General features: G+C 54.3%; 10 protein-coding genes. 7 read left to right on the top strand and 3 right to left on the bottom strand.

Annotated features, from left to right (window positions below):
- Positions 1 to 2 precede the first annotated feature (2 nt).
- Genes mmsB through NL64_RS02105 form a run of 3 tightly spaced genes read right to left on the bottom strand, consistent with a single transcriptional unit; the run spans position 3 to position 3253 of the window.
- Positions 3 to 893 carry a 3-hydroxyisobutyrate dehydrogenase gene (gene mmsB, locus NL64_RS02115; protein ID WP_034146504.1) on the bottom strand — a complete coding sequence of 297 codons (891 nt, stop codon included), beginning with the start codon at positions 891 to 893 and terminating at the stop codon, positions 3 to 5.
- 26 nt (positions 894 to 919) lie between these two features.
- A complete protein-coding gene (locus NL64_RS02110; RefSeq protein WP_034146503.1) occupies positions 920 to 1693 on the bottom strand; it encodes an enoyl-CoA hydratase in 774 nt (257 codons plus the stop codon).
- 51 nt (positions 1694 to 1744) lie between these two features.
- Positions 1745 to 3253, bottom strand: a complete 1509-nt coding sequence (locus NL64_RS02105) for a CoA-acylating methylmalonate-semialdehyde dehydrogenase (RefSeq protein WP_034146502.1) — start codon at positions 3251 to 3253, stop codon at positions 1745 to 1747.
- A gap of 312 nt (positions 3254 to 3565) precedes the next feature.
- Between NL64_RS02105 and NL64_RS02100 the strand changes: the two genes are divergently transcribed.
- The 7 genes from NL64_RS02100 to NL64_RS02070 all read left to right on the top strand — a co-directional run bounded on the left by NL64_RS02100 (position 3566) and on the right by NL64_RS02070 (position 12855).
- Positions 3566 to 4591: an AraC family transcriptional regulator gene (locus NL64_RS02100; RefSeq protein WP_052321192.1), complete on the top strand. Its 1026-nt coding sequence runs from the start codon at positions 3566 to 3568 to the stop codon at positions 4589 to 4591.
- Positions 4592 to 4725: 134 nt separating this feature from the next.
- Complete coding sequence (locus NL64_RS29990; RefSeq protein ID WP_155292704.1) at positions 4726 to 4917, top strand: hypothetical protein; 192 nt, start codon at positions 4726 to 4728, stop codon at positions 4915 to 4917.
- Positions 4918 to 5279: 362 nt separating this feature from the next.
- Positions 5280 to 6809: a flavin monoamine oxidase family protein gene (locus NL64_RS02090; RefSeq protein ID WP_034146706.1), complete on the top strand. Its 1530-nt coding sequence runs from the start codon at positions 5280 to 5282 to the stop codon at positions 6807 to 6809.
- A gap of 14 nt (positions 6810 to 6823) precedes the next feature.
- The gene (locus tag NL64_RS02085; protein WP_007948279.1) at positions 6824 to 7219 is read left to right on the top strand and encodes a c-type cytochrome; all 396 of its coding nucleotides are present in this window, start codon (positions 6824 to 6826) and stop codon (positions 7217 to 7219) included.
- Positions 7220 to 7275: 56 nt separating this feature from the next.
- A complete protein-coding gene (locus NL64_RS02080) occupies positions 7276 to 7782 on the top strand; it encodes a RidA family protein (protein WP_007948278.1) in 507 nt (168 codons plus the stop codon).
- A gap of 201 nt (positions 7783 to 7983) precedes the next feature.
- The gene (locus tag NL64_RS02075; protein WP_034146500.1) at positions 7984 to 11472 is read left to right on the top strand and encodes an indolepyruvate ferredoxin oxidoreductase family protein; all 3489 of its coding nucleotides are present in this window, start codon (positions 7984 to 7986) and stop codon (positions 11470 to 11472) included.
- A gap of 177 nt (positions 11473 to 11649) precedes the next feature.
- Positions 11650 to 12855 (top strand): pyridoxal phosphate-dependent aminotransferase, encoded by a 1206-nt coding sequence (locus tag NL64_RS02070; protein WP_080757831.1) that lies wholly within the window; start codon positions 11650 to 11652, stop codon positions 12853 to 12855.
- Positions 12856 to 13121 lie beyond the last annotated feature (266 nt).

Below are 13121 nucleotides of genomic sequence, written 5' to 3'. Positions count from 1 at the left end.
GTTCAGGCGTCCTTGCGGTACGTGTTAATAATTGCGGAGAAGTCCAGACTGCCATTGCCTTGTGCGCTGAAGCTTTGATAGAGCTGCTGGGCAAACGCGCCAAGGAGGACCGGCTGGCCTATTTGTTGTGCCGCTTCGCTTGCAAGCCCCAAGTCTTTGAGCATCAGGTCGGTGCCAAAGCCGCCGGTGTATCCACGAGACGCAGGTGCATTTTCAAGCACACCAGGGAAAGGGTTGTAGGTGTCCGAACTCCAGCAACGCCCGCTGGAGGTATTGATGATGCCGGCCAACACACCAGCGTCCATCCCCAGAGAAACGCCAAGCGCCATGGCCTCGGAAACTGCAATCATCGAGATACCGAGCAGCATGTTGTTGGCAACCTTGGCGACTTGGCCGTTGCCGGAATCGCCGCAGTGCACAATGTTCTTGCCCATCGCCGCCAGAATCGGCCAAGTACGGTCGAAATCAGCGTTTGAACCACCCACCATAAAGGTCAATGTCCCGGCACTGGCACCCCCGGTGCCGCCGGAGACAGGTGCGTCGACCATTGGATTGCCATTTTCCAACGCCTGCTTGGCCACTTCTCGAGCAGTGCGTGGATCTATAGTCGAGCAATCGACGAGATAAACCTCGGGGCGGACATGAGCCAAAATGCCTTCGGCGCCCAGGTAAACGGATTTCACATGTGCAGCAGCGGGCAGCATGGTGATGATCAGCTCTACGTCGCCTTGGGCGATGGCAGCTGGCGATTCCGCGGCCGTTGCCCCTGCCTCAACCAGGCGCGCCAATGAGGCAGCCGACAAGTCGAACACGGTTACTACATGACCGGCTTTGATCAGGTTCAGAGCCATTGGCCCGCCCATGTTGCCGAGTCCTACGAAGCCAATTTTCATGGTTATTCCTTGTGAATAGGCGGATGTCAGCAGTGCTTGAACTGTGCTGGACGTTTTTCGACGAAGGCTGCCATGCCTTCCTTCTGATCGGCTGTGGCGAAAATTGAGTGGAATACCCGACGTTCAAAGCGCACACCTTCGCTCAAGCTGGACTCGAAGGCCCGGTTCACGCTTTCCTTCACCAGCATGGTCGCCGGCAGCGACCGCTCAGCAATCGCGCTGGCGGTCTTGAGGGTTTCGTCCAGCAGGCTGTCGACTGGGATAATGCGGGCGACTAGGCCAGACCGTTCGGCCTCTTCGGCGCCCATTTGGCGACCGCTCATGCACATTTCCATGGCTTTGGCCTTGCCCACTGCGCGGGCAAGACGTTGAGTGCCACCGATTCCTGGAAGCACACCCAATGTGATTTCCGGCAGACCGAACCGGACGTTGTCGGCGGCGTAGATGAAGTCGCACATCAGTGCCAGTTCGCAACCGCCCCCCAAGGCATAACCGGCGACAGCAGCAATCAACGGCTTGCGTCGGCTGGCGATACGGTCGGCAGCAGAGAAGAAATCATCAAGGAACACCTGGGGATAGGTGAATTCCACCATCTCCTTAATATCCGCCCCCGCGGCGAAAGCTTTGGCGGACCCTGTAATGACCATGCAGCCGATTGACGGGTCTTTTTCCAAATGGTCCAAGGCTTGGTTCAGCTCGGCGATCACCTGACTATTGATGGCATTAAGTGATTTAGGCCGATTCAGGGTGATCAGACCCACGCGCTCGTGGATTTCCAACAACAGAGTTTCGAATTGCATGACGCAGGCTCCCCGACCAGGCCGGCGCGGAAAGGGCGCCGGCCTAGTGCTTCATTTCAGAGTGATGGTGGTGTTCACTGGGCCGCTGACCTCGTCTTCATCGAACCAGCGTTCGGTAATGGTCTTGGTCTGGGTATAGAACTGCACCACTTGCTTGCCGTACGGGCCCAAGTCGCCGAGCTTGGACGCACGTGAGCCACTGAAGGAAAACAGTGGGACTGGAACCGGGATCGGTACGTTGATCCCAACCTGACCGACATCAATTTCTTCTTGGAAATGTCGGGCAGCCGCGCCTGAGCGGGTGAAGAGTGCAGTGCCGTTACCATTTGGGTTGGCATTGATCAGCTCGATGGCGTCATTTAGGGTATCGGCATGCAATACACAGAGCACCGGACCGAAGATTTCCTCTCGGTAGATGGCCATATCTGTGGTGACGTCGGAAAAGATGGTCGGGCCGATAAAGTTCCCTTGGGAATAGCCTGCAACCTCTGGATTGCGGCCATCCAGCACAAGTGTTGCGCCCTGTTCAACGCCAGTGGCGATCAGGCTGCTGATTCGATCCAGTGCCGAACAGGACACTACCGGGCCAATATCTGTGCCAGGCTCGGCGCCGCCACTGACCTTCAGGCTTTTAGTTTTTTCGATGAGATCTGGCAGCCAGCTCTGTGCTTCGCCGACCAGGATCACAACAGGCAAGGCCATGCAGCGTTGGCCGGCCGCACCAAATGCAGCGCCAAGCAAATTGTTCAGCGTCTGCTGCTTATTTGCATCAGGCAGGACGATTGCGTGGTTCTTCGCGCCCATCATGCACTGTGCACGTTTGCCATTGAACGTGGCGCGGTTGTAAACGTGTGTACCGACCTTGGTCGAACCGACAAAGGAAACGGCCTTGATATCGGGGTGATCGCAGATCAAATTGACTGCTTCCACACCACCGTGAATCACGTTGAGTACGCCTGGTGGAACGCCGGCTTCGATCGCCAGTTCTGCCAGGCGCATCGTGACCATTGGATCCTGCTCGGACGGTTTTAGGACGAAGGTATTACCGGTAGCGATGGCCATTGGGAACATCCACAGCGGGATCATCGCGGGGAAATTGAATGGGGTAATACCTGCGCAGACGCCCAACGGTTGCAGCAAGGTGTAGGTATCCACACCGCCGGCCACGTTATTGGCCAGTTCACCCAGCTGCAGGTTGCCGATGCTGGCGGCATGTTCGACCACTTCTAGGCCGCGGAACACATCCCCCTCTGCATCCGGCAGTGTTTTGCCTTGTTCCGCCGTGAGAATCGCCGCCAGTTCCTTCATGTTTTCGCGGATCAACTGCTGATACTTGAGGAACACTCGGGAGCGGGCTCCGATTGGCGTTTTGCGCCATGTCTTGAACGCTTCCTTGGCGCTGGCCACGGCGGCGTTCATTTCGTCGGTGGTGGCAAATGGCACTCGGGCCAACACTTCCTGGGTAGCCGGATTGACCACATCACGCCATTGAGTGGTTTTGGATTCGACCAGCTTGCCGTTGATCAGGAGCTTTACGGTTGGGACGCTATTATCAGCCATTGTTTTCTCTTCCGGGGCGATGAGGCCCTTGTTATCAGGTGGGATAGTCGGTTTGCCGGTGCCTGGTGGGTGGCAATATCTGAGTGCTTTTCTTGATCTGACGAAGGCTGAACAAAGGCGCTGCGGCCTCCATTGACTTGCATTAACGGCCATTTTTTTTGAGGGTTGGTTCAAGCCGTCTTTCGATCAAGGTTGCTTTGATTCGCGATATGGGCCTAGCTTAGCCAGCGCACCATCGGGCTTGAAATAACCCGATCCGCCGATTAGTTTGCATATCACGCCAGTTCAGTTGTGGTCAGAGGAGCGAAGAAGGTGGATCATTCAGTGGACAACACGCTGCCCATGACCTTCGTTCAGGGGCTTTTACAAGGGGCGTTGAACATCAGCAGTGCTGCTGACATTCAGACTTTCGTCAGTGCAGCGGGCATTGCAACCCACTTGCTGGAGGCGCCAGGCGCACGGGTGACTTACGATCAGTTCGTGCGCTTGTATCAGCAGGTGGCATTGGGTACGGATGACGAGGTGATGGGGCAATTCTCCCGTCGTATTCGCAGTGGCACCCTGAAATACCTGTGCTCGAGCCTGCTTGATGCAAGCTCCTTGGGTAAAGCCATGTACCGCTTCACTCGATTCTGGAACTTGCTGCTCGATGACTATCAGCTCGACTACAGAGAACAGTCGGGGCAGGTGGTGATTTCCTTGGAGGCGCGCGACACCACTGCCAACGCACAACGCTGGGGGCATGAGCTGATGATGAAGCTGGCCCATGGAGTCGCTTCGTGGTTGGCTGGCCAGGAAATTCCGCTTCATAGTGTGATGTTCTCCTTTGCCAAGCCTGTGTACGCCTCGGAATACATGCATATATTTCCCGCGCCGATCAGCTTTGATCAGCCCTGTACGGCGTTGTGCTTTGGTGTGGAGTGGGCAGAGACGCAGTTTCGCCGCAGCAAGGCGGAGCTGCTGCCGTTCCTGCAGGCAGCTCCGCGCTACTGGCTGTTCACCACCTTGAAGGAGCGCCTGGTGGCGCAGCAGGTTCGTCAGTATTTGCTCACGAACCTCAAGCGTGACGACAGCATCCAAAGCGCAGCCAATGCATTGTTGCTGTCCACCCGTACGCTAACGCGTCGACTCAAAGAGGAGGGCACTAGTTACCAGTTGGTCAAGGATGCGTTGCGTCGGGATATCGCCGTGCAGCAGCTCATTCACACCGATCTCTCTATCAGCCATATCGCGCTGGGTTTGGGTTTTGACTCCAACGCCGTGTTTCACCGCGCGTTTCGTGGCTGGACAGGCAGTACACCAGGGGCGTATAGGCGCCCGGGCAACGCACCGATCTAATTGCACGACGTACACCGATATTTGATTAAAAACACCATCACCTACAAACGTACAATCCAACAGATAGGGCAAGCGATACAGTCAGCTTAAATCTGAACATCTTTACCTGATTGTCACTGATGTAGGAGGCTGTTGTGCATCGTTTTTCGAGCTTGGTTATTCGTCCTGATTTTAAGGGTGGCGATACACTGTTTTTACTTTTATCCATTGTTGTAGGTGGTGCTTTCGGTTGCGTCATGGGGAACAAAATCTCGCTTGTAACTGGCGTAGCCTTCGGCTTTTTTTCAACAATGGTGTTGTACTACATGTGGCGATCGCCGGCTTGAAATCATATAAGCTTTCTAAATAAAAAAGACTATAACGAAGGCGCTACGTGCTCAACTATATGAGCAAGAGGAAAATTTAGCGCCTTCTGATAATAAAAATAACTTCCAGTGTCCGCTTGTCAACTTGGTCACCCAAGAAGCGGTCACTCTGCCATTCGTCTTCAAAAGTCTCGGTGTTGGCACGACGTTTCCACTTCTGCTGAAGGAGATTAAACAGAAAGCGTCGATGCCCGTTAATTGCCGAAATTTTCGATTGCCATTGGTTTTTATCCTGATGAGGCATTGATATGCAAGAACACGGAATGGCTTTAACTCGACGCCAAGTACTGAACTGGATCGGTGTAACCGCAGGCGCTGCGGCCATGTATCAGGCAATGAATTCGCTGAGTTTCGCAGCAGAGTCAAACTACGACCGCACATTTGCATTAAGCGGTGCACCTATGGGGACCAATGTATTGGTTCTAGGTGCAGGACTTGCAGGAATGACCGCAGCTTTCGAGCTTCGTAAAGCGGGTTACAAAGTCAAGGTTCTTGAATTTAATGCAAAGCCTGGTGGTCGTTGCTGGACATTGCGTGGAGGCGATCGATTCACTGAGTTGGGAGGGGCTACTCAGCATTGCCAGTTTGATAAAGGGTTATACCTGAACCCTGGCCCATGGCGAATTCCCTACCACCACCACGCAGTGCTTGATTACTGCCATCAGTTCGGCGTCGCTCTTGAGCCATTTGTTCAAGTCAACTACAACGCCATGGTTCACTCCACTAAAGCGTTCGGCGGTAAACCACAACGTTATCGTGAAGTGCAGGCAGACTTTCAAGGCCATGTGGCTGAGTTGCTGAGCAAGGCGGTCAATCAGAATGCTCTGGATCAGGCCCTGACTCGAGAAGATCGAGAGCGCTTGCTGGAGGTTATGAGTAGTTGGGGTGCACTGGACGCTAACAGCAGCTATCGCAAGTCGCTCGAGACGAGTCTGCGTCGAGGATTCGCAGTAGACGTAGGCGGCGGATTGATGCCTGAAGCGGTGCCATCAGAGCCACTGGATCGTAAGGCCCTGCTCGATTCCAATCTCTGGAAAAGCATTGCAACGGGTCAGGAATACGAATTTCAGACCAGCATCTTCCAGCCTGTGGGAGGGATGGACATGATCGCTCGAGCCTTCGAAAAGCAGGTAGGCGATCTCATTCGTTACAACGCCAAAATCACTCGAATTCAGCAGGGTGACAAACGGGTCACAGTGACTTATCAGAATACTGATGGCACTGGCGGTCCGTTACAGGAAACCGCGGACTGGTGCGTCTGCACACTACCTTTGTCGATCCTCGGTCAACTGCCGATCGATGTCAGCCCACCCATGATGAACGCTATCCGTGCTGTGCCTTACGAAGCCTCTGTGAAAGTTGGACTCCAGTTCAAGCGGCGCTTCTGGGAGCAGGACGAGCATATCTATGGTGGCATCAGCTACACCGATACCCCTATCGGTAGGATCAGCTACCCAAGTACCGACTACGGCAAGCCGGGGAAGGGTGTTTTGTTGGGAGGATACCTGTTCGGACCGAATGCCTATGAATTCACCGCGATGAAACCGGAAATGCGCGTGCAGAAAGCCGTCGAGTACGGCGCCCAAGTCCACCCCCAGTACACCAGCGAATTCGAGAATGGCATTGCAGTTGGTTGGCACCGGGTGCCCTGGACCAACGGCTGCTATGGTTTGTGGACTGAGGAGTCTCGTCAGCAGCACTACAAAAACCTCTGCCAGATTGACGGCCGAATTGTCCTGGCCGGCGAGCATGCCTCCTACATCCCGGCGTGGATGGAGGGTGCAATCCTATCGTCGCTGGATGCCATCAAACGCTTGCACACCCACATTGTCGCCAGCCCGAAGGCTGCTTGAGACCGGAGTTCATCATGCACAACTTTCTTGCAACGGGCTTGTTGCTGAGCTTGCTGGCCAGTGCATCCGCTTTGGCCGCTGACACCATTCAGGTCTCAACTTCAGGTTCGTTTGATCAGACAAGTGGTGAAGCGCTGTTTCAACAAGTTTGTCAGGGCTGCCATATGTCCGAAGCCCAGGGTTCGCACGGGGCAGGGGCTTATCCCGCTTTAGCATCAAACGTAAAGCTGGGAGCAAAGATATACCCCATTTACATGGTGACGTCTGGGCAGGGCGGCATGCCAGGATTCAAAAAATACATGTCTGACCAACAAATAGCATGGGTGGTCGACTATGTACGCACTCACTTTGGAAATAACTATTCTGACACCGTCACGGTTGAAGATGTCCGAACTGTAAGCCAACGCTGATCATAGTGAGGGTGAGCTACGCCGCCCCAATTGTTTACACGCAAAAGGATCATTTGATGTCGACAATAAACGCACGCACTATATTCCTTGTCTCGATGCTGAGTGGGCTGTTGTCCACCCATGCGAGCGCTGACTCGGTAATTCGCCACAAAATTCCAAACTCCGACTTCCCTATTTCCTTGGCTGTCGAAATTCCTGCTAGCGCGACACTTGTTAATCTCAGTGGAGCCGTTCCATCCATAATTGACAGTAAGGCCGATCCAAAAAGCATTGCTGCCTACGGTGATACCGAGGCACAGACTGTCAGCACGCTCAGAAGTATCGAGAATACTTTGAAAAGGCTAGGTCTTTCACTCGGCGACGTAGTGAAGATGCAAGTGTATTTGGTTGGCACAGCAAGTAATGACGGCGAGATGGACTATGCAGGTTTCATGAAAGGCTACACACAGTTTTTCGGTGCGGGAGCTCAAAAAAATCTGCCGACCCGATCGGTCTTCCAGGTGTCTGGTCTGGCGAACCCTGGGTTTCTCGTGGAAATAGAAGTTTCTGCCGTCCGCCCTTGACTTGAATGAGTCGTAAAAAAGCGCGTAGTGCATTCGCCTCCCACGCTTTAAAAGTTACTTGAATTGACAATCCTAATGAATGGCCTGATTACGCGTTAATAAAGCTGCGTAATAACACTCTTGACAGAGTGTAACTTTCATAACGGGTAAGTCCGCTTAGAAGTAGAACAATAAATCCCCACCACAGGGGCGGAGTGAATGATGAACCTGAAGACCGTCCAGCTCGACGACAAATACACCCTTACTCAAGGGCGTATTTTCATTACCGGGACTCAAGCCCTTGTCCGCCTGTCCATGACGCAGCGGCAGAGAGATCAACAACTTGGCCACAACACCGCTGGCTACATATCCGGTTATCGCGGATCGCCCCTTGGCGGACTTGATGACCAGCTTGGTAAAGCCAAAAAACACCTCGAGCAGCATCACACCCTTTTTGTTCCTGGCGTCAATGAAGACCTCGCAGCGACCACAATCTGGGGCGCACAACAAGCGCACCTGAGCGGCGAAGGTAAATACGACGGCGTTTTCGGCATGTGGTACGGCAAAGGTCCTGGCGTTGATCGCACCGGTGACGCGTTTCGGCATGCCAATCTCGCCGGTACGGCAAATCTCGGTGGGGTTCTCGTGTTGATGGGCGATGACCATACCTGCGAGTCCTCAAGCACATGCCACCAAAGCGAATTCGCAATGGTGGACGCCATGATTCCGGTGCTCAGCCCAGCTGGTGTCCAGGAAATTCTCGACTTTGGCCTGATCGGATGGGCATTGTCTCGTTACAGTGGCTGCTGGGTCGGGATGAAGTGTGTCAAGGACACGGTGGAGGCTACGGCCACCATTGATGTCGACATCAATCGCGTGAAAATTCAGATTCCTCAGGATTTCGCACTGCCGCCAGATGGGCTCAGCATTCGTCAGCCTGACACCCCGCACGCACAAGAGGCCCGTTTACACCGCTACAAATTGAATGCGGTTCGTGCTTTCGCCCGTCACAACGCACTTGATCGAATTGTCCTTGGTGCACCGGCTGCCAAGTTGGGGATCATTACCCATGGCAAGAGCTATCTGGATGTCTTGCAGGCTTTGGATGATCTCAACCTCAGCGAAAAAGCCGCCGCCGAGATGGGCTTGCGTATCTACAAAGTCGGGATGGTTTGGCCACTCGAACCTGAAGGTGCGGCACACTTTTCAGAGGGGCTCGACAAGATATTGGTGGTGGAGGAAAAAAGGAGTCTGATCGAGTTCCAACTGAAAGAGCAGTTTTACGGTCGCGCAAATGCTCCAGTCATTGTCGGTAAACAAGATGAAGCAGGCCAAACGATGTTCCAGTCGGAAATGGCGCTGGATTCGAACCAGATAGGCATTGCGCTAGGCGAGCGCCTCCTTGAGCTGGGGGACAATGTCAGTCTGCGCAAACGCATTGAAGAGTTGCGCTCTTACCAGGTGGTCAAGGGTGATACCGCACTTTTGGCACGTAGCTATTATTTTTGCAGTGGTTGCCCTCACAGCTCCTCTACGGTGCTGCCAGAAGGCAGCAAGGGCTACGCCGGTATTGGGTGCCATTGGATGGCGCAGTCGATGGAGCGCTCAACGTTGGGTTATACCCACATGGGCGGCGAAGGAATGGTTTGGGTAGGGGAGGCGCCTTTTTCCAAGCGCAAACACATGTTCCAGAACATCGGCGATGGCACCTATTTCCATTCGGGTTATCTAGGCATCCGGGCCGCGGTGGCAGCCGGCACAAACATTACTTTCAAAATATTGTTCAACGATGCTGTCGCGATGACGGGAGGGCAAAAGCATGACGGTACGCTGAATGTTCCAGCCATTGCCCACCAAGTGAGTGCTGAGGGCGTGAAGCGGATTGTCGTGGTGAGCGACGAGCCACACAAGTATCCCCTGGACACAGCCTGGCCGGCGGGTGTGACGTTCCATCACAGGGATACATTGGACAAGGTCCAGCGTGAAATACGAGAAGTGGAAGGGACTTCGGTTCTAATCTACGACCAAACCTGCGCCGCTGAGAAACGGCGCCGGCGTAAGCGCGGAACCTTTCCTGATCCAGCCAAACGAATCGTCATCAATGATTTGGTGTGCGAAGGGTGCGGAGATTGCGGCGTGAAATCCAATTGCGTATCGGTGCAGCCGCTGGAGACGGAATTCGGTCGCAAACGGACGATCGACCAATCTTCCTGCAATAAAGACTTTTCATGCGTCAACGGTTTCTGCCCCAGCTTTGTCAGTGTGGTCGGGGGGAGCCTGAGCAAGCCCGAGCGCGCAACGCAAGGTCAGGCCGCACCACTGCTACCAGAACCGGTTCGCCCGAGCATCGACGATCGGGTCTATAGCATTCTAGTGGCTGGGATGGGCGGCACGGGCGTCGTCACTATTGGAGCCATTCTGGGAATGGCGGCTCACCTCGAAGGTCGAGGTTGCGGTTTGCTCGACATGGCCGGTCTGGCTCAGAAGGGTGGTTCGGTATGGAGCCATTTGCGCTTCGGACCAGATCCACAATCGATCAAGACCATCCGCATTGCAGCGGGGGGCGCGGATCTGGTCCTGGGTTGCGACTTGATTGTTGCGGGCAACTCCAAAACTCTGGCAGCAACGCGTCACGGCAATACCTTCATACTGGCCAACACTCAGGAAACAATGCCTGGGGCATTTACTCGTAACGCGGATCTGCAATACCCCGCAGATGATCTTCGCCGGAATATCGTCGACGCAGTAGGGCAGGAACACACCGAGTTTGTTGATGCGGGACGTATAGCCACCGCGCTGCTCGGTGACAGTATTGCAGCCAATATGTTCATGCTCGGTTTTGCCTATCAGCGCGGACTGATACCGCTCTGCGCGACATCCATTGAATCGGCTATTGATCTGAATGGTGCCGCCAAACAAATGAACACGGAAGCGTTCCGCTGGGGACGTCAGGCCGCTGTAAACCCAAAAGCCGTGGAGCAATTGCTCGCCGCGAAACAAACAACGCAGCGCGCAGGTGTGTCGCCTGCTCCTGTGAAGTCCGATGACGAAGTGATCGAAACGCGGCGCAAGTTCTTGGTGGAGTACCAAAATTCCGCCTATGCGCAACGCTACACCGACTTGTTGGAGCGTGTACGCAGGATCGAGCAAAAGCTGTTTGCAGGGCGTACTGACCTGACACAAGCAGTGGCAAGGTACTACTTCAAACTGTTGGCGATCAAAGACGAGTACGAGGTTGCCCGTCTTCATGTCGAAAGCGGTTTTCTTGATCGTGTTTCCCAGCAGTTTGAGGGTGACTACAAGCTGGTATTCAACCTTGCACCGCCGCTCCTGGCCCGTCGCGATCCAGACACTGGACTTCCGAAGAAAACCGAGTTTGGACCATGGATCGTCCCGGTTTTCCGCGTGCTTGCCAAACTGCGGAGATTGCGAGGTACGCCGCTGGATGTATTCGGTTACACCGCCGAACGGCGCCAGGAGCGCGCGTTGATTCAACGTTACGAAGCGGTGATTGCCGAAATCCTGTCGGTGCTGGAAGAGGGCAGAAGTTCTTCTCATTACGACACGATGGTTGAACTTGCGTCGTTGCCTGAACAGATCCGCGGTTACGGCCATGTCAGGGCCAAGGCCATGGAGCTGGCAACTCAACGTGAAGCCGTGTTGTTGGATGTCGTGCGAGGCCGTGTGATCGCACTGAAAAAAGTGGCCTGAACGCTAGGCGTCCAGAAGCTGCCGTTTCTACTTTTTCCGAATGACCCTGCAGACGCTTGGTGACCACCAAATCGTTGAGCAGCAAGTGCTTGGTGAAAGTGGAGGGCGTCAGCATTGGGTGCAGGCTCAGACTGAAAGTCTGCCCTGCACCCGACCTATCTCTACGGAGGATAAAGTGTGAAATCATCTATTGAACAACAGCTCGTTGCTACGCGCATGAACGATGTCGCCCCCTTTCACGTCATTGACATCCTGACGCGAGCGAAACGACTCGAAGCAGAAGGGCTGGATATAGTGCACATGGAAGTCGGTGAGCCTGACTTTGCTACACCGCCAGCTATCATCGCCGCCGCCCAGGCTGCCATTGCCAATGGCAAAACTACGTACACTCCCGCACTTGGTATCCCTGAGCTGCGAGAGGCGATTGCTGATTACTACCAGAGTCGATATGGCGTAACAGTCCCTGCGTCGCGCGTTATTGTGACGGCTGGAGCCTCGGGCGGATTGCTGCTCGCATTGGCCTGCCTGGCAGAACCGGGCAAAGAATGGCTGTTGACGGATCCTGGCTATCCTTGCAATCGCAATTTTGTTCGTATCTTTGAGGGCGTACCGAAGTCAATCCCTGTAGGCGAAGAAAGCAATTTCCAGCCAATGCTTGCGGATATCGAAGAAAACTGGAGCGAAGCCACTGCCGGGGTGCTACTTGCTTCTCCGGCCAATCCGACAGGCACAATGCTCAGTCTGGATCAGATCAAAACGTTCGCAGATTGTATCCGTGAGAAAGGCGGGCATTTCATACTCGACGAGATTTACCAGGGTTTGACCTACGACCATGAGACGTCCACCGCGCTGCAATGCTGTGACGATGTGTGGATCGTACAAAGTTTCTCCAAGTACTTTCAGATGACAGGCTGGCGTTTGGGTTGGCTTGTGGTGCCGGAAGAATTCACCCGGCATATTGAAAAACTTGCCCAAAATCTGTTTCTTTCCCCCTCCGCACCGGCTCAGTACGCAGCGCTGGCCGCTTTTGAGCCCGCAACCCTGGATTTAATCGAGACGCGGCGGATGGAGTTCAAGCGCCGTCGGGACTACCTGTCGGCCGAACTGACAAGGATAGGATTTCGAGTTGTAGCCAAGCCTGAAGGCGCGTTCTACATCTACGCTGACAGTTCCGCATTCACGGACAACAGTTTTGATTTCGCAATGACCTTACTTGAGCAGGCGTCGGTAGCTATTGCACCGGGTCTGGATTTTGGTGCGAATGAGCCGGAGCGATACGTCCGCTTTTCATATACCACTAGCATTGAGCGACTGGCTGAAGCAGTGGCGCGGATCGAGCAATATCTCGGCAATAGAACTCAGACTGCCCAGTTGTCTGATTGATAGTCGAGCAGCAAAGATCAACGGAGGGCCGAGAAACCACTCGACGTGGTGAGTCGGTTTTGGGTGGTGGTCGTGCCTGAGTTCAGGCCAACTGAAAATTCGAATTTTTCCACAGAATCGGCCGAGTTCTGCCTGTCGTGAAGGGGCAGGAGTCGACCCAGGCTGTGTGAAAACGCGCTAAACACCTCAAAAATGAGAGTCGCGAGGGTTGCCTATGGAATCAGCGGGCGAAAGCGCGAATTAGCTTAGTTAGTGACGTAGACGTT

The organism is Pseudomonas fluorescens, assembly GCF_000802965.1.
Classification (GTDB): Bacteria; Pseudomonadota; Gammaproteobacteria; order Pseudomonadales; family Pseudomonadaceae; genus Aquipseudomonas; species Aquipseudomonas fluorescens_A.
This window is presented reverse-complemented; position numbering and strand designations above follow the sequence as displayed.

Excerpts from the sequence above, each read along its gene's own strand:
- NL64_RS02080 (WP_007948278.1), top strand. The coding sequence starts at position 7,276 with ATGTCGACAATAAACGCACGCACTATATTCCTTGTCTCGATGCTGAGT.
- NL64_RS02075 (WP_034146500.1), top strand. The coding sequence starts at position 7,984 with ATGAACCTGAAGACCGTCCAGCTCGACGACAAATACACCCTTACTCAA.
- NL64_RS02110 (WP_034146503.1), bottom strand. The coding sequence starts at position 1,693 with ATGCAATTCGAAACTCTGTTGTTGGAAATCCACGAGCGCGTGGGTCTG.
- NL64_RS02105 (WP_034146502.1), bottom strand. The coding sequence starts at position 3,253 with ATGGCTGATAATAGCGTCCCAACCGTAAAGCTCCTGATCAACGGCAAG.
- mmsB (WP_034146504.1), bottom strand. The coding sequence starts at position 893 with ATGAAAATTGGCTTCGTAGGACTCGGCAACATGGGCGGGCCAATGGCT.
- NL64_RS02090 (WP_034146706.1), top strand. The coding sequence starts at position 5,280 with ATGTATCAGGCAATGAATTCGCTGAGTTTCGCAGCAGAGTCAAACTAC.
- NL64_RS02085 (WP_007948279.1), top strand. The coding sequence starts at position 6,824 with ATGCACAACTTTCTTGCAACGGGCTTGTTGCTGAGCTTGCTGGCCAGT.